Source organism: Mycolicibacterium sichuanense, from assembly GCF_033741125.1.
Classification (GTDB): Bacteria; Actinomycetota; Actinomycetes; order Mycobacteriales; family Mycobacteriaceae; genus Mycobacterium.
This window is the reverse complement of the sequence record NZ_JAWQPU010000006.1, coordinates 471,716-491,817: the sequence shown is the minus strand read 5'-3', so window position 1 is coordinate 491,817 and position 20,102 is coordinate 471,716. Positions and strand designations below refer to the sequence as shown.

The following is a 20,102-nucleotide window of genomic DNA, read 5'->3' as shown; positions in this document are numbered from 1 at the left end:
GCCCGGACCCATCCCGAACCCGGAAGCTAAGCCTACCAGCGCCAATGATACTGACCACACGGTCGGAAAAGTAGGACACCGCCGAACACCCTTTATGGAATCACCCCCCACGATTGCGTGGGGGGTGATTCTCTTTGGCGACCAAGTGAATGCAATTCGCCATTCATCGCGAATTGCCGAACACCGCCGTATCCTCGTGCGGAACGGTGAGCAGAACAGGGAAGGCAGACGTGGCCCAGGACACGCAACGCGGAGGCGAAGAACGACGGCCTCGGCGGACCACGGGTGCCGGCGCGCCGCGACGAGGCGCTGGCGGCGACCGGCGCGGGGCACCTCGATCGTCAGGGCCCGACCGACCTCGGCGCCCCTCGTCTCCGTCCGAGGACCCTCGTTCGGATCGCAATGCGCCTCCCATTCCAGATGGTGTCGAGGCCAAGCAGTTGGCTCCCGACGTCCGCGGCGAGTTGATGACCCTGGACAAGGCGACCGCCGACTACGTCGCCAAGCATCTGGTGGCGGCCGGCGATCTGCTGGACACCGATCCGGAGCTCGCGCTCAAGCACGCCCAGGCGGCCAGGACGCGATCGGGTCGCATCGCGGCGGTACGGGAGGCGGTCGGCATTGCGGCCTACCATTGCGGTGATTGGGCGCAGGCGCTCTCGGAGTTGCGCGCCGCCCGGCGGATGGGCAGCAAGTCGCCACTACTGCCGCTGATCGCCGACTGCGAACGCGGCGTCGGCCGCCCGCAGCGTGCCATCGACCTGTCCCGCACGCCCGAGGCCGAGGAGCTCACCGGTGACGACGCCGACGAGCTGCGCATCGTCGTGGCCGGCGCGCGGTCGGATCTCGGCCAACTCGAACAGGCTCTCTCGGCCCTGTCCACGCCCGCGCTCGACCCGGAGCGGACCGGGCTGACGGCAACGCGGCTGTTCTACGCCTATGCCGACACCCTCTTGGCCCTCGGCCGCAGAGACGACGCGCTGCAGTGGTTCATTCACGCCGAAGCCGCCGACATCGATGGCGTCACCGACGCCGACGAACGAATCACGGAGCTGAGCTGACTTGACGATCCTCGCGCAGGAACACGACTGCCTGCTGCTCGACCTGGATGGCACCGTCTTCCGGGGCCAGCAGCCCACGGAGGGCTCCGTCGAAGCCCTCGAGGCCATCGAGGTCCGGACGCTGTTCGTCACCAACAACGCCTCGCGTGGTCCCGAGGAGGTGGCCAAGAACTTGCAGGCAATGGGGTTCGCCGCCAAGGCCGACGACGTCGTGACCAGCGCGCAGAGCGCGGCGCGGCTACTGGCCAATCAGTTGGATCCTGACGCAGCGGTCTTGGTGATCGGCACCGAGGCGCTTGCCGAGGAGGTCCGCCGGGTCGGGTTGCGACCCGTCCGGCAATTCGCCGACGGACCGGCTGCCGTCGTGCAGGGGCACTCGCCGCAGACCGATTGGGCCGATCTCGCCGAGGCGGCGCTTGCCATTCGCGACGGTGCCCTCTGGGTTGCGGCGAACGTGGATCGCACGCTGCCGTCCGAACGCGGGCTGCTGCCGGGCAACGGGTCGATGGTCGCGGCGCTCGAGGCGGCTACCGATCAGCGTCCGCAGATCGCGGGCAAGCCGCAGCCACCGTTGCTGCTCGACGCTCTGGCGCGGGGTGACTTCGAGCGTCCGCTGGTGATCGGCGATCGATTGGACACCGACATCTCCGGCGCCACCGCCGCGGGGTTGCCCAGCTTGCTGGTGCTGACCGGTGTCAGCACGGCAGCCGACATGGTCCATGCCGACGCCGCCGAGCGTCCGAACTACCTGGCGCGGGATCTGCGGTCGCTGCACGCCGACGGCAGTGCCCTGCGGGTCGCGCCACATCCCGCGTGGCGAGTAGAGGTCGGACCGCAGGACGTCACGGTCTACTCGACCGGCCGCGATGCCGACGACTCGTTGAGCGTCGTGCGCGCGGTCGCGAGCGCGGTGTGGGGGTCCAGTGTCGACGGCGTGCGCTTCGCGATCCTCGGCGGCGATCATGCGGCGCAGGAGGCGTTGCAACAGTGGTCGCTGGTGGATACCGGCGATCGGATAGCGTAGGCGTCGACATGACGACCGATCCCGACCAGATCCGTGCCAGGGTGGCGGCGCTGCTCGCCGAGCTGCCCGACCCGGACGCCGAGGACGCCGCGCACGTCGACGTGGAGTTCATTGCGGCCCGGTTGGAGGAGGCACACGACGTGCTGGTCCGGGCGCTGGAATCCGTCGAGAGGTAGCCAAAGGTGACTCGGCGCGCTCGGGTTGATGCCGAGCTGGTCCGGCGCGGTCTGGCGCGCTCGCGTCAGCAGGCCGCCGAGTTGATCGAGGCCGGTCGCGTGCACATCGACGGCATGCCCGTCGCGAAGGCCGCCACCGCCGTCGCCGTCGAAGCCAAGCTGACGGTGGCCGTCTCCGACGAGCGCACCTGGGTGTCGCGCGGTGCGCACAAGCTGATCGGTGCGCTCGACGCGTTCGCCGTGACCGTCGAGGGTCGCCGGTGCCTGGACGCCGGGGCGTCCACTGGGGGATTCACCGAGGTGCTGCTCGACCGTGGTGCGGGTGAGGTCGTCGCCGCCGACGTCGGCTATGGCCAGCTGGCCTGGTCGCTGCGATCGGATTCGCGGGTCACGGTCCTGGAGCGAACCAACGTCCGCTCGCTGACCGCCGAGGCGATCGGCGGTCCGGTCGACCTGGTGGTCGCCGACCTGTCGTTCATCTCCCTGGCCACGGTGTTGCCCGCTCTCGTGTCCTGCGCGTCGGCGGCCGCCGATATCGTTCCCATGGTGAAACCACAGTTCGAAGTCGGCAAGGACCGCGTCGGGCCGGGTGGCGTGGTGTCCGATCCCGCGATCAGGGCCGACGCGGTGCTCTCGGTCGCGCGGCGGGCAGGTGAGCTGGGCTGGCAGACGGTCGACGTGACGTCGAGCCCGCTGCCAGGCCCGTCGGGCAACGTGGAGTACTTCCTGCGTCTGTGCGCGCAGACCGACGATCCCCTGCTGGGTGCGTCGCTGGAGGATGCCGTCAGCCGAGCCATCGAAGAGGGGCCACGATGACCTGCGAGCGCCAGGTTCTGCTCGTCGTGCACACGGGGCGCGACGAGGCCACCGAGACGGCTCGACGCGTGGAGAAGGTGCTCGGCGAGAACGGCATCGGCCTGCGCGTGCTTGCCGCCGAGGCCGTCGACCATCAACCCCTTCACCTGGGATCGGCCGAGCTGGCCGCGCTGGGGGTCGAGGTCGAAGTGGTCGACGCCGACGAGCGCGCGGCCGAGGGCTGCGAGATGGTGCTGGTGCTCGGTGGCGATGGCACCTTCCTGAGGGCCGCGGAACTCGCGCGCAACGTGGAGATCCCGGTGCTCGGCGTGAACCTCGGTCGCATCGGCTTCCTCGCCGAGGCGGAGGCCACCGCGATCGACCAGGTGCTGGAGCAGGTGATCGCCCGCAACTACCGCGTCGAGGACCGCATGACGCTCGACATCGTCGTGCGCGTCGACGGTCAGATCAAACAGCGCGGCTGGGCACTCAACGAGGCCAGTTTGGAGAAGGGCCCACGACTCGGCGTCCTGGGCGTCGTGTTGGAGGTCGACGGCCGGCCCGTCTCGACGTTCGGGTGCGACGGCGTGCTGGTGTCGACGCCGACTGGTTCGACGGCGTACGCGTTCTCCGCGGGCGGTCCCATCCTGTGGCCCGATCTCGAATCGATCCTGGTGGTTCCCAACAACGCTCACGCGCTGTTCGCGCGCCCGATGGTGACCAGCCCGGACGCGTCGATCGCGATCGAGGTCGAGGCAAGCGGATACGACGCGATGGTGTTCTGCGACGGCCGTCGCGAGATGGTCGTGCCCGCGGGCGGCCGCCTCGAGGTCACGCGGTGCGGAACGCCGCTGAAGTGGATTCGGCTGGACAGCGCACCCTTCACCGACCGACTGGTACGCAAGTTCCAGTTGCCCGTCACCGGCTGGCGGGGGCACGGTGCTCGCTGAGATCCGCATCTCCGAACTCGGGGCCATCAGGGCGGCCACCGCCGAGTTCGACCGGGGATTGACGGTGCTGACCGGCGAGACCGGTGCCGGCAAGACCATGGTCGTCACCGGTCTGCATCTGCTGGGTGGCGCGCGCGCCGATGCCAGCCGGGTGCGCTCGGGTTCCGCGCGGGCCGTCGTCGAGGGCCGCTTCACCACCACCGACGTCGGCAGTTCGGTGGCCGCGCGGATCGACGAGATCCTCGATTCCTCGGGCGCTGACCGCGACGACGACGGCACCGTCATCGCCGCCCGCTCGGTCAGCCGCGAGGGTCCGTCGCGCGCCTACCTCGGCGGGCGCAGCGTGCCGGCCAAGTCGCTGAGCACGTTCACCACCGAACTCCTGGCGCTGCACGGCCAGAACGACCAGCTGCGGTTGATGCGCTCCGACGAGCAGCGCGTCGCGCTCGACCGGTTCGCCGACGTCGAGGCGCCGCTGGCCCGCTATCGCGCGGCGCGTGAGGAATGGCTGACGCTGCGGCGTGACCTGGCCGATCGCCGGAACCGGGCGCGCGAGCTGGCGCTGGAGGCCGATCGCCTGCAGTTCGGGCTTGGGGAGATCGACGCCGTCGCACCCCAGGTCGGGGAAGACGAGACGCTGGTCGCCGAGATCCGCAGGCTGTCGGAGCTCGACGCGCTGCGCGACGCTGCCCAGACCGCCAGGATGGCGCTCTCCGGTGAGCTGGACGATCCCGCGTCGGGCGCGGTGTCCGCGGTCGACGCCATCGGTCAGTCGAAGGCTGCGCTGCAGGCCACCGACGACGCGGTACTGCGGGCGCTGGGGGACCGGCTTGGCGAGGCGCTGGCCATCGCCGCGGACGTGGGAGCCGAGCTCGGCGACTACCTGGCCGAGTTGCCCAGTGACGCAAGCACCTTGGAGGCCAAGCTGGCGCGTCAGGGGGAGCTGCGCAACCTCACCCGCAAGTACGCCGCCGACGTCGACGGCGTGCTGGCCTGGGCCGAGGACGCACGCACCCGGTTGGCTCAGCTCGACGTCTCGGAGGAGACCCTGGCGACGCTGGCCGCGAGGGTCGACGAACTTCAGGGCAAGGTCGTGGCGGCGGCAGCCGAGGTCACCAAGGTGCGCACCAAGGCCGCCAAGGCGATGGCCAAGGCGGTGACTGCCGAACTGGCCGGCCTGGCGATGTCCGGGGCGGGCTTCAGCATCTCGGTCGGTCCGCTGCTGGCCCGCGCCGACGACTCGGCGCCGTTGACGCTGGCCTCCGGTGAGGTGGTGCACGCCGGGCACGACGGCGTCGACGCCGTGGAGTTCGGCTTCACGCCGCACTCCGGGTCCGACGTGCTGCCCCTGGCCAAGAGCGCCTCCGGCGGCGAGCTGTCACGCGTGATGTTGGCACTCGAGGTCGTGCTCGCGGCATCGGCCGAGGGGACCACCATGGTCTTCGACGAGGTCGACGCCGGTGTCGGTGGCCGGGCTGCGGTCCAGATCGGCAAGCGCCTGGCCCGGCTGGCGCGCACGCATCAGGTGATCGTCGTGACGCACCTGCCTCAGGTGGCGGCGTTCGCCGACGTGCACCTGGTGGTCGACAGCAGCTCCGGCAAGGGGAAGTCGAGCGAGGTGCGCCGTCTCGACGACGAGGACCGGGTCGGCGAGCTGGCCCGGATGCTCGCCGGGTTGGGCGAGACCGACAGTGGGCGGGCGCACGCCCGCGAGCTCCTCGAGTCCGCGCAGCGGGAATCCGAGACCGAACCGTCGGCCTGATCGTGTTGCGCATGTGACTGGAGATGACTTCTGAGGCTGGTGTTACGGCGCGCCTCCACCTCAACTTGAGGGTTGGCCGACAGAATCCCAGCATGAAGATGTCAGCGCTGCTCTCGCGTAATGCCGGCTCCCGACCCGGCGTATCCGGCACGGCCCGCGTCGATCGCGACATCGATCGCCTGCTGCGTCGCGTCGGCCCCGGTGACATCGTGGTCATGGACGCGCTGGACCTCGACCGCATCACCGCCGACGCGCTGGTGGACGCGCAAATCGCCGCCGTCGTCAACGCCTCGCCGTCGATCTCGGGCCGCTACCCGAACCTTGGGCCGGAGGTGCTCGTCGCCAACGGCGTCGTGCTGATCGACGAGGCGGGCCCCGACGTCTTCAAGAAGGTCAAGGACGGCGCCAAGGTCCGGCTGCACAACGGCGGCGTCTACTCCGGTGACCGCCGGATCGCGCTGGGCACCGAGCGCAACGACGAAGAGATCCACGATCTCATGCACGAGGCCAAGAGCGGCTTGGTCGCCCACCTCGAGGCGTTCGCGGGCAACACCATCGAGTTCATCCGCAGCGAGAGCCCCCTGCTGATCGACGGCATGGGCATCCCGGACATCGACGTCGACCTGCACCGCAGGCACGTCGTCATCGTGGCCGACGAGGCCGACGCCGCCGAGGATCTCAAGGCGCTCAAGCCGTTCATCAAGGAGTACCAGCCGGTACTGGTCGGCGTTGGCGCCGGTGCCGACGTGCTGCGCAAGGCCGGGCACCGTCCGGCCCTGATCGTCGGCGATCCGGAGGAGATGAGCGTCGAGGTGCTGCGGTCCGGGGCGCAGGTGGTGCTCCCGGCCGACGCCGACGGTCACGCGAAGGGACTCGAGCGCATCCAGGATCTCGGGGTCGGGGCGATGACCTTCCCGGCTGCCGGATCGGCCGCCGACCTGGCGATGCTGCTGTGCGACCACCATGGTGCGTCGCTGATCGTCACCGCGGGCCACAACGCCAGCATCGAGGAGTTCTTCGACCGCTCCCGCCAACAGAGCAACCCGTCGACGTTCCTGACGCGGCTCAAGGTGGGCGAGAAGCTGGTCGACGCCAAGGCGGTCGCCACGCTGTACCGCAGCCGGGTATCCGGCGGTGCCATCGCACTGCTGGTGCTGGCGATGCTCGTCGCAGTGATCGCCGCCCTGTGGGTGTCGCGGGCCGACGCCGTCGTCATCCAGTGGGTCACGCAGTACTGGAACCAGTTCTCCCTGTGGGTGCAGGGTCTGGTCACCTGACCCGTCGGCGCACGTCACTTCTTGTGGAGGCACAGTGATTTCCCTACGCTCGCACGCGATTTCGCTGGCTGCGGTCTTCCTTGCCCTGGCGATCGGCGTCGCCCTGGGGTCCGGGTTGCTGTCGAACACCCTGCTGGCCGGCCTGAAGGACGACAAGGCCCAGCTGCAGAACCAGATCAACGGGTTGACCGATGAGAAGAACGTGCTCAACGAGAAGCTCAGCGCGGCTGGTGAATTCGACGCTCAGATGGCACCGCGCATCCTGCGGGACGCGATGAAGGGCAAATCGGTGGTGGTGTTCCGCACCCCCGACGCCGTCAACGACGACGTCGAGGCGGTCTCGCGCATGGTCGGTGATGCCGGCGGGGTGGTCACCGGCACCGTCAACCTCACCCAGGAGTTCGTCGAGGCCAATTCGTCGGAGAAGCTTCTCTCGGTGGTCAATTCGCCGATCGTGCCGGCCGGCAGGCAGCTCAGCACCACGTCCGTCGACCAGGGGTCGCAGGCCGGTGACCTCCTCGGCATCGCACTCTTGAGCGGCCGCGATCCGGGCGCACCCGCGGTCGACGACGCGCAGCGCGACGCCGTGCTGGCCGCGTTGCGTGACACCGGTTTCCTCACCTACGGCTCGCAGCGGATCGGCGCGGCGGACACCGCGCTCGTCGTCACCGGGGGCGGCCTGGCCGACGACGCCGGCAACCAGGGCGCGACCGTGGCCCGCTTCGCCGCGGGTCTGGCGCCGCACGGCACGGCCACGCTGGTCGCCGGCCGCGACGGGTCGGCGTCGGGTACCGGTGCCGTCGCCGTGATCCGCGCCGACGCCAGCCTGGCCAACGTGGTGAGCACCGTCGACGACGTGGACAGCCAGTCCGGGCGCATCACCTCGGTGCTGACGTTGCAGGAGATGGCGGGCGGTGGGCGGCCAGGGCAGTACGGCATCGGGCGCGGTGCGAGCTCGGTCACCATCGCCCAGTGATTCAGCCCAAGACACCTCCCGATCCTGCCTCCGACCGGCGCGTCCGCGACGAGTTGTCGGTCTCGGTGTTAGGGTGAGTTTCCGTGGGTCGGCAGGCCCCAAGCCATTCGCCACGGAGGTTGCTCTTGCTCAGCCGAACCAATCCGCTACGCAGGCACCCGCAAACCACGACCAAGCACTTGTTCGTCAGTGGTGGTGTGGCGTCCTCTCTCGGCAAGGGCCTCACCGCCAGTAGCCTCGGACAGTTGCTCACCGCGCGCGGTCTGCAGGTCACCATGCAGAAGCTCGACCCCTACCTCAACGTCGACCCGGGCACCATGAACCCGTTCCAGCACGGTGAGGTGTTCGTCACCGAGGATGGTGCCGAAACCGACCTCGACGTGGGACATTACGAGCGCTTCCTGGACCGCAACCTGTCCGGGTCGGCGAATGTCACCACCGGGCAGGTGTATTCGACGGTCATCGCCAAGGAGCGCCGCGGCGAGTACCTCGGCGACACCGTGCAGGTGATCCCGCACATCACCGACGAGATCAAGCGCCGCATCCTGGCGATGGCCCTTCCCGACGACGAGGGCAACCGGCCCGACGTCGTCATCACCGAGATCGGTGGCACGGTCGGCGACATCGAGTCGCTGCCGTTCCTGGAGGCGGCCCGCCAGGTCCGTCACGAGGTGGGCCGCGACAATGTGTTCTTCTTGCACGTGTCGCTGGTGCCCTACCTGGCGCCGTCCGGCGAGCTCAAGACCAAGCCCACCCAGCACTCGGTGGCCGCGCTGCGCAGCATCGGCATCAGCCCCGACGCGCTAATCCTGCGCTGCGACCGTGACGTGCCGGAGCCGTTGAAGAACAAGATCGCGCTGATGTGCGACGTCGACGTGGACGGGGTCATCTCCACGCCCGACGCGCCGTCCATCTACGACATCCCGAAGGTGCTGCACCGCGAGGAGCTCGACGCCTACGTCGTGCGCCGGCTCAACCTTCCGTTCCGCGACGTCGACTGGACCGAATGGGACGATCTCCTGCGCCGCGTCCACGAGCCGCAGGAGACTGTGCGGATTGCGTTGGTGGGCAAGTACATCGACCTCTCCGATGCCTACCTCTCGGTGGCCGAGGCGCTGCGGGCGGGTGGGTTCCGCCATCACGCCAAGGTCGAGATCCGGTGGGTCGCCTCCGACGATTGCGAGACCGACCCCAGTGCGGCCATGGCGCTGAACGACGTGCACGGCGTGCTGATCCCTGGCGGCTTCGGCATTCGCGGCATCGAAGGCAAGCTCGGCGCGATCAAGTTCGCCCGCAAGCACGGTGTCCCCGTGCTCGGCTTGTGCCTTGGGCTGCAGTGCATCGTCATCGAGGCGGCGCGCTCGGTGGGCATCGACGACGCCAACTCCGCTGAGTTCGACCCCGACACGCCGAACCCGGTGGTCTCCACCATGGCCGACCAGCAGGACATCGTCGCCGGTGATGCCGATCTCGGCGGCACCATGCGCCTCGGTGCGTATCCGGCTGTCCTGCAGGAGGGTTCGCTGGTCGCGCAGGCTTACCAGTCGACCAAGGTGTCCGAACGGCACCGGCACCGCTACGAGGTCAACAACGCCTACCGCGACCGCATCGCCGCGAGCGGGCTGCGCTTCTCGGGCACCTCACCCGACGGTCACCTGGTCGAGTTCGTGGAGTACGACGCGAACGTGCATCCGTTCCTGGTCGGCACGCAGGCCCACCCCGAGCTCAAGAGCCGGCCGACCCGGCCGCATCCGCTGTTCGTCGCCTTCGTCGGGGCCGCCCTGGACTACAAGGCCGCGGAGCGGTTGCCGGTCGAGCTCGCCACCCAGCGGCCCAACGGCGCCGAGCTGCCCGAGCCCGCGCACCGTGGCTGACCACGAGTTCAGCACGGTCGCCAGCGAGACGATCTACGTCGGCAACATCTTCGCGCTGCGCGCCGACGAGGTCAGCATGCCGGGCGGACGCACCGCCCGCCGCGAGGTGGTGGAGCACTACGGCGCCGTCGGCGTCGTGGCACTGGACACCGACGGCAACGTCGCATTGATCTGTCAGTACCGCCATCCCGTTGGTCGCCGGCTGTGGGAGCTGCCGGCCGGTCTGCTCGACATGGGTGCGGAGGCGCCGCACTTGTCGGCTGCCCGCGAGCTCGAGGAGGAAGCCGGCCTTCGGGCGCGGGATTGGGGCGTGCTGGTCGACGTCATCTCGGCGGCAGGGTTCAGCGACGAGAGCGTGCGCCTGTACCTGGCGACGGGACTCACCGACGTCGGGCGCCCCGACGCGCACGACGAAGAGGCGGACCTCACGCTGAAGTGGGTGCCACTGGCCGAGGCCGTCGACATGGTGCTCAGCGGCGAGATCGTCAATTCCCTTGCGGTGGCCGGAATTCTGGCCGCCCGGATGGTCGGCCAGGACGGCCGGGCGTTGCGCCCCGTCGATGCGCCGTGGCCGGACCGGCCGACCAGGTTCGCCGCCAGACGGGCCGCCAGGTGACGATTGCCCTGCGCGCCGTCGACGATCAGCTGCAGGGGTACCTCGACCACCTGACGATCGAGCGCGGGGTGGCGGCCAACACGCTGAGCTCCTACCGGCGTGATCTGCGTCGGTACGTCGCCTACCTGTCGGCGCGGGGCATCGACGACCTCGCCGACGTCACCGAGCAGGACGTGAGCGACTTCCTGGTCGCGCTGCGGCTCGGCGACAGTGATCAGGGCCTGACGCCGCTGTCCGCGGTGTCGGCGGCGCGGACCCTCATCGCCGTGCGCGGGTTCCACCGCTTCGCCGCCGCCGAGGGATTCAGCACCGCCGACGTGGCCCGCGCGGTGAAGCCACCCACGCCGACCCGTCGGCTGCCCAAGAGCATCAGCGTCGACGAGGTGGTCGCGCTGTTGGAGGGCGCCGGCGGTGACAGCGAGACCGACGGCCCGCTGACGCTGCGCAACCGGGCACTGCTCGAGGTGCTCTACTCGACCGGCTCGCGCATCTCCGAGGCCGTCGGGTTGGACGTCGACGACGTCGACACCCACTCCCGGTCGGTGCTGCTGCGCGGCAAGGGCGGCAAGCAGCGGCTGGTGCCGATCGGCAGGCCCGCGGTCAGCGCGCTCGACGCGTACTTCGTGCGCGGCAGGCCCGACCTGGCCCGCCGGGGCAAGGGCACACCGGCGATCTTCCTCAACTCCCGCGGTGGCCGGCTGTCGCGACAGAGCGCCTGGCAGGTGTTGCAGGACGCCGCCGAGCGCGCCGGGATCTCCGCGTCGGTGTCGCCGCACACCCTGCGCCACTCGTTCGCCACCCACCTGCTCGAGGGTGGTGCCGACGTGCGCGTCGTCCAAGAGTTGCTCGGGCACGCGTCGGTGACCACCACGCAGATCTACACGTTGGTGACGGTGTCGGCACTTCGTGAGGTGTGGGCCGGCGCGCATCCGCGGGCCCGCTAGTCTCATCGGCCGCGACGACCGGGGAAGCGGGTGCTTGTCGATCGCGTTGCGATTGCCATGGATTCGAACGCACGGCTGGGTCTGTCGGCTGACGAGGTACTCACCACCACGCGGGCCGTTCGCAGGCGGTTGGACTTCGAGCGACCCGTCGCACGCGAGCTGTTGCGGGACTGCGTGACGGTCGCCCGCCAAGCCCCCAGCGGGCGCAACCGTCAACGCTGGGACTTCGTCTTCGTCGGTGACGGTCCCCGCAAGCGGGAGGTGGCGGAGTGGTGGTTGGCGGGATTGCGGGCCGGCCAACCCGGTGGGGCGCTCACCCGCGACGGGTCGTCTGCGGGGTGGCGGCGGATCGCGGCGAGCCTGGACGACCTCGCGTCGCGACTGCACGATGCGCCGTGGTTGATGATCCCGTGCGTCCGGGTCGATTCTCGCGCCGAACTCGACGACGTGCGCGGGCAGGCGGGCGCGTGGGGATCCGTGTTGCCCGCGGTGTGGAGTTTCATGTTGGCCGCCCGCGAGCGTGGTCTGGGCACCGCGTGGACGACCGCGCACCTGACCTTCGAACGCGAGGTCGCCGGCGTCCTGGGCATCCCGTACGACACGGTGGTTCAGGCTGCGCTGACCCCCGTCGCCCACACCGTCGGCACCGACTTCGCACCGGCGCGACGGGCGCCCACGGAGGACTTCGTCCACTGGGATGAGTGGTAGCGGTCGCTGCGGCGCCTCGGGAGCGGTGTTGCGGTCCGTCGAATGGGGCCGTCGTGCGGTATTGGTCGACCCGGGTCGCGCGGGTCTGGCGTCCGAGGCGTTCTCGTCCCGTTAAACTCCATGCGATGTTCGCCAAGCCCGAAGGTTGCCTGAGCGGCGGCGGTTCCTCGTGACCGACGACGCCGGCACCACCGACGGCATCGGACATACCGGTCGTCCCTTCCGGCCCATCCCGGAACCCAGGCCCCGAAGCGTGCACGGCCCCGCCAAGGTCGTGGCGATGTGCAACCAGAAGGGCGGGGTCGGCAAGACCACGTCGACCATCAACCTGGGTGCGAGCCTCGCCGAATACGGCCGACGCGTGCTGCTCGTCGACCTCGATCCGCAGGGTGCGCTGTCCGCGGGGCTGGGCGTGCCGCACTACGAACTCGACAACACCGTGCACAACCTGCTGGTCGAGCCGCGGGTGTCCATCGACGACGTGCTCATCAAGACCCGGGTCAAGGGCATGGACCTGGTGCCGAGCAACATCGACCTGTCCGCGGCGGAGATCCAGCTGGTCAACGAGGTGGGGCGGGAGCAGTCGCTGGCCCGCTCGCTGCATCCGGTGCTGGATCGCTACGACTACGTACTGATCGACTGCCAGCCGTCGCTGGGCCTGCTCACCGTCAACGGGCTGGCCTGCTCGGACGTCGTCATCATCCCGACCGAGTGCGAGTACTTCTCGCTGCGCGGCCTGGCCCTGCTCACCGACACCGTCGACAAGGTGCACGACCGGCTGAACCCCAAGCTCAGCATCGGCGGCATCCTCATCACCCGCTACGACCCGCGCACCGTGAACTCGCGCGAGGTGATGGCCCGGGTGGTGGAACGCTTCGGCGATCTGGTGTTCGACACCGTCATCACCCGTACCGTGCGTTTCCCCGAGACCAGCGTCGCCGGCGAACCGATCACCACGTGGGCGCCGAAATCGACTGGTGCGCAAGCATATCGGTCACTGGCGCGCGAGGTCATCGACCGGTTCGGCGCGTGAGCTCGCCAGAACCCGACGAGGCGCCCCAGGCTGGATTTCAGGTTCGGCTGAGCAACTTCGAAGGCCCTTTCGACCTGCTGCTGCAGCTGATCTTCGCCCACCGCCTCGACGTCACCGAGGTGGCGCTGCACCAGGTCACCGATGACTTCATCGCCTATACCAAGGACATCGGTCGCCAACTCGCACTCGACGAGACCACCGCCTTCATCGTGATTGCCGCCACTCTGCTCGACCTCAAGGCCGCCCGCCTGCTGCCCGCCGGCGAGGTGCACGACGAGGAGGACCTCGCGCTGTTGGAGGTTCGCGACCTGCTGTTCGCCCGGCTGCTGCAGTACCGCGCGTTCAAGCACGTGGCCGTGATGTTCGCCGAGCTCGAGGCCGCCGCGCTGCGCAGTTATCCGCGGGCGGTGTCGCTGGAGGACCAGTTCGCCGACCTGTTGCCCGAGGTCATGCTGGGTGTCGACGCCAAGGACTTCGCCCAGATCGCGGCGACGGCCTTCACGCCACGGCCCGTCCCCACCGTCGGCACCGACCACCTGCACGTCCAGGGCGTTTCGGTACCAGAGCAGGCGAAGCGGTTGCTGGCGATGCTCGAGGAGCGCGGGATCGGTACCTGGGCGTCGTTCACCGAACTGGTCTCTGACTGCGAGGCGACCATCGAGATCGTCGGCCGCTTCATGGCGCTACTCGAATTGTTCCGGGCCAACGCGGTAGCATTCGACCAGCCAGAACCGCTTGGTGTGCTGCAGGTTTCCTGGACCGGGGATCGCCCCACCAGTGAGTACCTGGCCACCGCGGTGGAAGAGTGAGAAACACGCAATGACGGACGAGTACCCAGAACCCGGTCCTGCCCCCGATCCGGGTGAGGCCGAGGCCGTCGTCGACCTCGGCATCGACGTCGCAGAACCGCCCGAGATGGACGATTCCCAACTCGGTGCCGTGCTCGAGGCGATGCTGCTGATCGTCGACACGCCGGTGACGGTCGACGCGCTGGCGACGGCGCTGGGCCAGCCGGCCTACCGCGTCGCGGCGAAGCTGCGGCTGTTGGCCGACGAGTTCGCCGCCCGCGACAGCGGCATCGACCTACGTGAGGCCGGCGGCGGCTGGCGGATGTACACCAGGGCGCGCTACGCACCCTACGTCGAGCGCCTGCTGCTCGACGGCACCCGGTCCAAGCTAACGCGCGCCGCGCTGGAGACCTTGGCGGTGGTGGCCTACCGCCAGCCCGTCACCCGGGTGCGGGTGAGTGCGGTGCGCGGCGTCAACTGCGATGCGGTGATGCGGACCCTGCTGGCTCGCGGCCTGATCACCGAGTCGGGCACCGACTCCGAGACCGGCGCAGTCACCTTCGCGACCACCGAGCTGTTCCTGGAGCGTCTCGGGTTGTCGTCGCTGACCGACCTGCCCGATCTCGCACCGCTGCTGCCCGACGTCGACGTCATCGACGACATCACCGAAACACTGGGCGACGAACCGCGTTTCGCGAAGCTCGGAGTAGTGCCCGCCAACCAGGGGTTGGCATTCGACGTGGACAAGGACTGACATGACTGACGAAGACGAAGGCACCCGACTGCAGAAGGTGCTGTCGCAAGCCGGGGTGGCGTCGCGCCGGGTCGCAGAACGGATGATCCGCGACGGACGCGTCGAGGTCGACGGTCACATCGTGACCGAGATGGGCACCCGGGTGGATCCCGACACCTCCGAGATCCGGGTCGACGGGGTGAAGGTCCGCGTCGACGACACGATGGTGTATCTCGCCATCAACAAGGAACGCGGCATGCACTCGACGATGTCCGACGACCAGGGCAGGCCGTGCGTCGGGGATCTGGTCGAGTACCGGGTTCGAGGCCACAAGAAGCTGTTTCACGTCGGACGGCTCGACGCCGACACCGAAGGCCTGCTGATCCTGACCAACGACGGCGAGCTGGCGCACCGCCTGATGCACCCGTCCTACGAGGTGCCCAAGACGTACCTGGCGACGGTCGTCGGCGCGGTGCCGCGCGGGCTCGGCAAGAAGCTCAAGGCCGGCATCGAGTTGGACGACGGTCCCATTCACGTCGACGACTTCGCGATGGTCGACACGGTGCCCGGCAAGTCGCTGGTGAAGGTGACGCTGCACGAGGGTCGCAAGCGGATCGTGCGCAGAATGCTGGCGGCGGTGGGCTTTCCGGTCACCGACCTGGTGCGCACCGACATCGGGACGGTGTCCCTCGGTGAGCAGAAACCCGGCAGCATCCGAGTATTGACCAGCAAGGAAGTCGGCGAACTGTACAAGGCGGTGGGAATGTGAGCGGCGCCTTGACGGTGGCCATCGACGGACCGGCGGGTACCGGAAAGTCCTCGGTGTCGCGGGGTCTGGCGCGCGAACTCGGTGCGCGCTACCTCGACACCGGTGCGATGTACCGGATCGTGACGTTGGCGGTGCTGCGGGCCGGGCTCGACCTCGACGACGCCGCCGCAGTCGCGACGCTGGCGTCCGGCGTGGATCTCGCCGTCGGCTTCGACCCGGACGAAGATCTGTACTTCCTTGCGGGAGAGGATGTCTCGGCCGAGATTCGCGGTGACGCCGTCACCAAGGCAGTCTCGGCGGTGTCGGCCGTGCCCGACGTGCGGACCCAGCTGGTGCAGCGACAGCGCGAGCTGGCAGACGGCCGGGCGGCAGTGGTCGTGGAGGGCCGCGACATCGGCACCGTCGTGCTGCCGGATGCCGACGTGAAGATCTTCCTGACCGCCTCGGCGGAGGAACGGGCCCGCCGGCGCAACGACCAGAACCTGGCCTCCGGGCTGGCCGGTGACTACGACGCGGTGCTGGCCGACGTGCGTCGTCGTGACCACCTGGACTCGACGCGGGCGGTGTCGCCCCTGCGGGCCGCCGAGGACGCAATCGTCGTCGACACCAGCGACATGACCGAATCCGAGGTCGTGGCAAGCCTTCTCGACCTCGTCGAGCAGCGACGCGGCAGCGATGAGCGCTTACGCCAAGAGCAGAGAGTGCAGCGATGAGCGAGACAGAGGTCGACGGCACGTGGTCCGACGAAGGCGATTGGGAGCTGCCTCCCGAGGGTGTCGACGTCGGTGACCTCGAGGCCGAGTACGCCCCGCCGCCGGTGGTCGCGGTGGTGGGCCGGCCCAACGTCGGCAAGTCGACGCTGGTGAACCGGATCCTGGGGCGCCGCGAGGCCGTCGTGCAGGACATCCCCGGAGTCACCCGCGACCGGGTGTCCTACGACGCGAGCTGGCTGGGCCGGCGTTTCCTGGTGCAGGACACCGGCGGTTGGGAACCCGACGCGAAGGGGCTGCAGAGCCTGGTGGCCGAGCAGGCGACCGTGGCGATGCGCACCGCCGACGCGATCATCCTCGTCGTCGACGCCGTCACCGGGGCCACCAGTGCCGACGAGGCGGCGGCCAAGCGGTTGCAGCGCTCCGGCAAGCCGGTCTTCCTGGCGGCCAATAAGGTCGACAACGAGAAGATGGAATCCGAGGCCGCGCTGCTGTGGTCGCTGGGGCTGGGCCAGCCGCATCCGGTCAGCGCGATGCACGGCCGCGGGGTCGCCGATCTGCTCGACGCGGTGCTGGCCGTGCTGCCCGAGGTCTCCGAGATCGGCACGGCGACAGGCGGTCCGAGGCGCGTGGCGCTGGTCGGCAAGCCCAACGTCGGCAAGAGCTCGCTGCTCAACCGGCTCTCCGGGGACGAGCGGTCGGTGGTGCACGACGTCGCGGGGACGACGGTCGACCCGGTCGACTCGCTGATCGAATTGGACGGCAAGCTTTGGCGTTTCGTCGACACCGCCGGTCTGCGCCGCAAGGTCGGGCAGGCCAGCGGGCACGAGTTCTACGCCTCGGTACGCACGCACGGCGCCATCGACGCCGCCGAGGTGGTCATCGTCCTCATCGACTCGTCGCAGCCGCTGACCGAGCAGGACCAGCGCGTGCTCACGATGGTGATCGAGGCCGGCCGCGCAGTGGTGCTGGCGTTCAACAAGTGGGACCTGATGGACGAGGATCGGCGCTTCCTGCTAGACCGCGAGATCGACCTGTCGCTGGAACAGGTGCAGTGGGCGCAGCGCGTGAACATCTCCGCCAAGACCGGTCGCGCGGTGCAGAAGCTGGTGCCCGCGTTGGAGAGTGCGCTCGCGTCGTGGGACCGGCGCATCGCCACCGGCCCGCTGAACACCTTCATCAAGGAGATCGTGGCCGCTACCCCGCCGCCGGTGCGCGGCGGCAAGCAGCCCAAGATCCTGTTCGCCACGCAGGCCACGGCGCGCCCGCCGACATTCGTGCTGTTCACCTCCGGCTTCCTGGAGGCGGGCTACCGGCGCTTCCTGGAGCGCAAGCTGCGGGAGAAGTTTGGCTTCGAGGGTAGCCCCATCCGGATCAACGTCCGGGTTCGGGAGAAGCGGGGAGCTGGCGCCAAGAAGCGCTAGATAGGGTCAGACGAGTGTCCGTCCTCAACATGATCCTCATTGCGCTGGCCGGTGTCGGCGCGGGCGCCATCAACGCCGTCGTCGGGTCTGGCACGCTCATCACGTTCCCCACGCTGGTGGCCCTGGGTTATCCGCCGGTCACCTCGACGATGTCCAACGCCGTCGGCCTGGTCGCCGGCGGTGTCTCCGGAACCTGGGGCTACCGCCGCGAGCTGGCGGGGCAGTGGGACCGGCTGAAGTGGCAGATCCCCGCCTCGCTGCTCGGTGCTGTGCTGGGGTCGTGGCTGCTGTTGCACCTGCCCGAGCGGGTGTTCGTCTCCGTGGTGCCGGTGCTGCTGATCCTGGCGCTGCTGCTGGTGGTGTTCGGACCGAGGATCCAGGCGTGGGCGCGGGGGAGGTCGGCCGACGAGGGGCAGCCGGTCTCGATGCGGCGGATGGCGCTAGTGGTGATCGGCACCTTCGCGGTCGGCGTCTACGGCGGGTACTTCACTGCGGCGCAAGGCATTCTGCTCATCGGCGTGATGGGCGCGCTGCTGCCCGAGTCGATGCAGCGGATGAACGCCGCCAAGAACCTGCTGTCGCTGCTGGTCAATCTGGTGGCCGCCGCGGCGTACACGCTGGTGGCGTTCGACCGGATCAGCTGGGCGGCGGCCGGGCTGATCGCGGTGGGCTCGCTGTTGGGCGGCTTCCTCGGCGCGCACTACGGGCGCCGGCTGTCACCGAATGCGCTGCGCGCGGTGATCGTCGTGGTGGGGCTGATCGGGTTGTACCGGCTGCTCGCGCTCTAGAAGTCCTCGCGGACGGCTTCCTGTTCGAGGACCGCGTCGAGGTCGGCGAGCCGGTTCATGTTGGCGACCACCCGCTGGGTGCGGTTGTTGTTGGCGAGCATCTCGCGGTTGCGGTGCACGAAGTTCCAGTAGCCGGCGGTGAACGGGCAGGCGTCATCGCCAAGGCGCTTCTTGGGGTCGTACGCGCAGTCGCCGCAGTGGTCGCTCATCTTGTTGATGTACGCGCCGCCGGAGGCGTAGGGCTTGGTGGCGAGCAGGCCGCCGTCGGCGTGCTGGCTCATCCCGACGACGTTGGTGGGCATCACCCACCGAAAGCCGTCGACGTAGGCGGTGGCGAACCACTCGGTGAGCTCGTCGGGTCGGTAGCCGCGCTGCAGGGCGTGGTTGCCGAGCACCATGAGGCGCTGGATGTGGTGGCTCCAGCCGCGGTCGCGCACCCCCTCCAACGCGTGGCTCAGGCAGGCGGCGGTGACCGCGTCGGCGTCGAGATCGGCCCACCAGTCGGGCAGGGCAGTCGTGGCGCCGAGGGCATTCTTGGCGGTGTAGTCGGGGCCGAAGTGCCAGTAGAGATGCCACATGTACTCCCGCCAGCCGAGGATCTGCCGGATGAAGCCCTCGACGGCCGACAGCGGGGCGTCGTCGCGGCGGTAGGCGGCCTCGGCGGCCTCCACGGCGTCCAGCGGATGTAGCACGCCGAGGTTGAGGGGGACCGACAGCAGCGAGTGCGACATCGCCCAGTCCTGGCTCATGATGGCGTCCTCGTAGCGGCCGAAGGCGGGCAGCCGATGCTCGATGAACCGGTCCAGGGCGCGCTTGGCCTCGGCGGGGGTGACGGCGAACAGCCGCGGCCCGTCGACGCCGACGGTGTCGAGGTTCATCCGGTCCAGGTCGTGACGGACCTGTTCGTCGATGTCGTCCTCGCGCGGTTGATACGGCTTGGGCAACTCGAGGGTCTTCTGCTTCTTCGGAGGGGGTTCGCGGTTGTCCTCGTCGAAGTTCCACCGGTTGCCGACGGGGTCGGTGCCGTCCATCAGCACGCCGAAGCGGCGGCGCTGGTCGCGGTAGAAGTCCTCCATGCGGAACCGGCTGCGGTTGCCGGCCCAGTGCTCGAAGTCCTTGCGCGGCAGGGCAAACGTCGGGGTGGGCAACACGTCGGCGACCAAGCCCTGGTCGCGCATCCGGTGCACGAACCGCTCGGCGGCGTGGGAGGTCGGCTCGTGCACCAGGACGGGACGGCCGTACCGTTCCAGCGCCTCGGAGTAGGTGTCGGACTGCAGCAGAGTGGCGCGCTCACCGAGGTCGCGGGCGGCGTGGCGCAACGCGGAGAGCACCAGGTGCAGCTTCTGGCGGTGGTAGCGCCGACGGCCCAGGGCCGAGGTCGCCTCGACCAGCAGCACCTCGCGGTGGGCGTGATCACCCCCATGCACGGCCGGGCCGAGCTGGTCGGCGAACAGCCAGAGGGGAGTGTCCTCGCGTACCTTCGGGCTCACCCGGTGGGTAGTACCCGAAGCGGTGCGTGGTGACGCGTCCCTGGCGGTTGGGATTGCGGGTGGGGGCTGGGGTAGCATTTCGACCGCTGCCGGCGATGCCGGTGGCGCCGCGGGCTGTGGCGCAGCTTGGTAGCGCACTTGACTGGGGGTCAAGTGGTCGCAGGTTCAAATCCTGTCAGCCCGACGCAGAGAAACCGCTTCGAC

20 protein-coding genes, 1 tRNA gene and 1 rRNA gene are annotated in these 20,102 nt (G+C 69.3%); 21 read left to right on the top strand and 1 reads right to left on the bottom strand.

The window, feature by feature from the left end:
- From rrf to SBI80_RS20665, 20 genes are all read left to right on the top strand, one after another.
- Positions 1–87: ribosomal RNA gene (rrf, locus tag SBI80_RS28305) — 5S ribosomal RNA — on the top strand; the annotation flags it as partial.
- A gap of 143 nt (positions 88–230) precedes the next feature.
- A complete protein-coding gene (locus SBI80_RS20755; protein WP_318976713.1) occupies positions 231–1,061 on the top strand; it encodes a tetratricopeptide repeat protein in 831 nt (276 codons plus the stop codon).
- Between the two features lies 1 nt (position 1,062).
- Positions 1,063–2,085: an HAD-IIA family hydrolase gene (locus SBI80_RS20750; protein ID WP_318976673.1), complete on the top strand. Its 1,023-nt coding sequence runs from the start codon at positions 1,063–1,065 to the stop codon at positions 2,083–2,085.
- An 8-nt stretch (positions 2,086–2,093) separates the two neighbouring features.
- Positions 2,094–2,261: a hypothetical protein gene (locus tag SBI80_RS20745; RefSeq protein WP_318976672.1), complete on the top strand. Its 168-nt coding sequence runs from the start codon at positions 2,094–2,096 to the stop codon at positions 2,259–2,261.
- Between the two features lie 6 nt (positions 2,262–2,267).
- Complete coding sequence (locus tag SBI80_RS20740) at positions 2,268–3,077, top strand: TlyA family RNA methyltransferase (RefSeq protein ID WP_318976671.1); 810 nt, start codon at positions 2,268–2,270, stop codon at positions 3,075–3,077.
- Positions 3,074–4,006 (top strand): NAD kinase, encoded by a 933-nt coding sequence (locus tag SBI80_RS20735; protein WP_318976670.1) that lies wholly within the window; start codon positions 3,074–3,076, stop codon positions 4,004–4,006. The genes SBI80_RS20740 and SBI80_RS20735 overlap by 4 nt, the downstream gene beginning before the upstream one ends.
- Positions 3,996–5,768, top strand: a complete 1,773-nt coding sequence (gene recN / locus SBI80_RS20730; RefSeq protein WP_318976669.1) for a DNA repair protein RecN — start codon at positions 3,996–3,998, stop codon at positions 5,766–5,768. The genes SBI80_RS20735 and recN overlap by 11 nt, the downstream gene beginning before the upstream one ends.
- A gap of 92 nt (positions 5,769–5,860) precedes the next feature.
- On the top strand, positions 5,861–7,045 hold the full coding sequence (gene steA, locus SBI80_RS20725; RefSeq protein WP_318976668.1) for a putative cytokinetic ring protein SteA: 1,185 nt from the start codon (positions 5,861–5,863) through the stop codon (positions 7,043–7,045).
- A 34-nt stretch (positions 7,046–7,079) separates the two neighbouring features.
- Positions 7,080–8,021 (top strand): copper transporter, encoded by a 942-nt coding sequence (locus SBI80_RS20720; protein ID WP_318976667.1) that lies wholly within the window; start codon positions 7,080–7,082, stop codon positions 8,019–8,021.
- Positions 8,022–8,146: 125 nt separating this feature from the next.
- On the top strand, positions 8,147–9,895 hold the full coding sequence (gene pyrG, locus SBI80_RS20715; protein WP_318976666.1) for a CTP synthase: 1,749 nt from the start codon (positions 8,147–8,149) through the stop codon (positions 9,893–9,895).
- On the top strand, positions 9,888–10,511 hold the full coding sequence (locus SBI80_RS20710; protein WP_318976665.1) for an NUDIX domain-containing protein: 624 nt from the start codon (positions 9,888–9,890) through the stop codon (positions 10,509–10,511). Before pyrG ends, SBI80_RS20710 begins: the two co-directional genes overlap by 8 nt.
- Entirely contained in the window at positions 10,508–11,455 is a 948-nt protein-coding gene (xerD, locus tag SBI80_RS20705) for a site-specific tyrosine recombinase XerD (protein ID WP_413232766.1), read from the top strand. The genes SBI80_RS20710 and xerD overlap by 4 nt, the downstream gene beginning before the upstream one ends.
- A 57-nt stretch (positions 11,456–11,512) precedes the next feature.
- A complete protein-coding gene (locus tag SBI80_RS20700) occupies positions 11,513–12,163 on the top strand; it encodes a nitroreductase family protein (RefSeq protein WP_318976664.1) in 651 nt (216 codons plus the stop codon).
- A gap of 169 nt (positions 12,164–12,332) precedes the next feature.
- Positions 12,333–13,196 (top strand): ParA family protein, encoded by an 864-nt coding sequence (locus tag SBI80_RS20695; protein WP_318976663.1) that lies wholly within the window; start codon positions 12,333–12,335, stop codon positions 13,194–13,196.
- The gene (locus SBI80_RS20690) at positions 13,121–14,005 is read left to right on the top strand and encodes a segregation/condensation protein A (RefSeq protein WP_413232760.1); all 885 of its coding nucleotides are present in this window, start codon (positions 13,121–13,123) and stop codon (positions 14,003–14,005) included. Before SBI80_RS20695 ends, SBI80_RS20690 begins: the two co-directional genes overlap by 76 nt.
- A gap of 10 nt (positions 14,006–14,015) precedes the next feature.
- Positions 14,016–14,738 (top strand): SMC-Scp complex subunit ScpB, encoded by a 723-nt coding sequence (scpB, locus tag SBI80_RS20685; protein WP_318976661.1) that lies wholly within the window; start codon positions 14,016–14,018, stop codon positions 14,736–14,738.
- Position 14,739: 1 nt separating this feature from the next.
- Positions 14,740–15,486 (top strand): pseudouridine synthase, encoded by a 747-nt coding sequence (locus tag SBI80_RS20680; RefSeq protein WP_318976660.1) that lies wholly within the window; start codon positions 14,740–14,742, stop codon positions 15,484–15,486.
- Positions 15,483–16,199, top strand: a complete 717-nt coding sequence (cmk, locus tag SBI80_RS20675) for a (d)CMP kinase (protein ID WP_318976659.1) — start codon at positions 15,483–15,485, stop codon at positions 16,197–16,199. Before SBI80_RS20680 ends, cmk begins: the two co-directional genes overlap by 4 nt.
- Positions 16,196–17,620 carry a ribosome biogenesis GTPase Der gene (der, locus tag SBI80_RS20670; protein WP_318976658.1) on the top strand — a complete coding sequence of 475 codons (1,425 nt, stop codon included), beginning with the start codon at positions 16,196–16,198 and terminating at the stop codon, positions 17,618–17,620. The genes cmk and der overlap by 4 nt, the downstream gene beginning before the upstream one ends.
- A 29-nt stretch (positions 17,621–17,649) precedes the next feature.
- Positions 17,650–18,408, top strand: a complete 759-nt coding sequence (locus SBI80_RS20665) for a sulfite exporter TauE/SafE family protein (protein ID WP_413232765.1) — start codon at positions 17,650–17,652, stop codon at positions 18,406–18,408.
- On the opposite strand, the gene SBI80_RS20660 is transcribed toward SBI80_RS20665, so the two are convergent.
- Positions 18,405–19,898: a cryptochrome/photolyase family protein gene (locus tag SBI80_RS20660; protein WP_318976656.1), complete on the bottom strand. Its 1,494-nt coding sequence runs from the start codon at positions 19,896–19,898 to the stop codon at positions 18,405–18,407. The two genes, SBI80_RS20665 and SBI80_RS20660, sit on opposite strands and share 4 nt — an antisense overlap.
- Before the next feature lie 110 nt (positions 19,899–20,008).
- Here SBI80_RS20660 and SBI80_RS20655 point away from each other — a divergent pair.
- Positions 20,009–20,082: transfer RNA gene (locus SBI80_RS20655), tRNA-Pro, on the top strand.
- Positions 20,083–20,102: the final 20 nt, after the last annotated feature.

Excerpts from the sequence above, each read along its gene's own strand:
- SBI80_RS20745 (WP_318976672.1), top strand. The coding sequence starts at position 2,094 with ATGACGACCGATCCCGACCAGATCCGTGCCAGGGTGGCGGCGCTGCTC.
- SBI80_RS20735 (WP_318976670.1), top strand. The coding sequence starts at position 3,074 with ATGACCTGCGAGCGCCAGGTTCTGCTCGTCGTGCACACGGGGCGCGAC.
- steA (WP_318976668.1), top strand. The coding sequence starts at position 5,861 with ATGAAGATGTCAGCGCTGCTCTCGCGTAATGCCGGCTCCCGACCCGGC.
- SBI80_RS20700 (WP_318976664.1), top strand. The coding sequence starts at position 11,513 with ATGGATTCGAACGCACGGCTGGGTCTGTCGGCTGACGAGGTACTCACC.
- scpB (WP_318976661.1), top strand. The coding sequence starts at position 14,016 with ATGACGGACGAGTACCCAGAACCCGGTCCTGCCCCCGATCCGGGTGAG.
- SBI80_RS20680 (WP_318976660.1), top strand. The coding sequence starts at position 14,740 with ATGACTGACGAAGACGAAGGCACCCGACTGCAGAAGGTGCTGTCGCAA.
- der (WP_318976658.1), top strand. The coding sequence starts at position 16,196 with ATGAGCGAGACAGAGGTCGACGGCACGTGGTCCGACGAAGGCGATTGG.
- SBI80_RS20665 (WP_413232765.1), top strand. The coding sequence starts at position 17,650 with ATGATCCTCATTGCGCTGGCCGGTGTCGGCGCGGGCGCCATCAACGCC.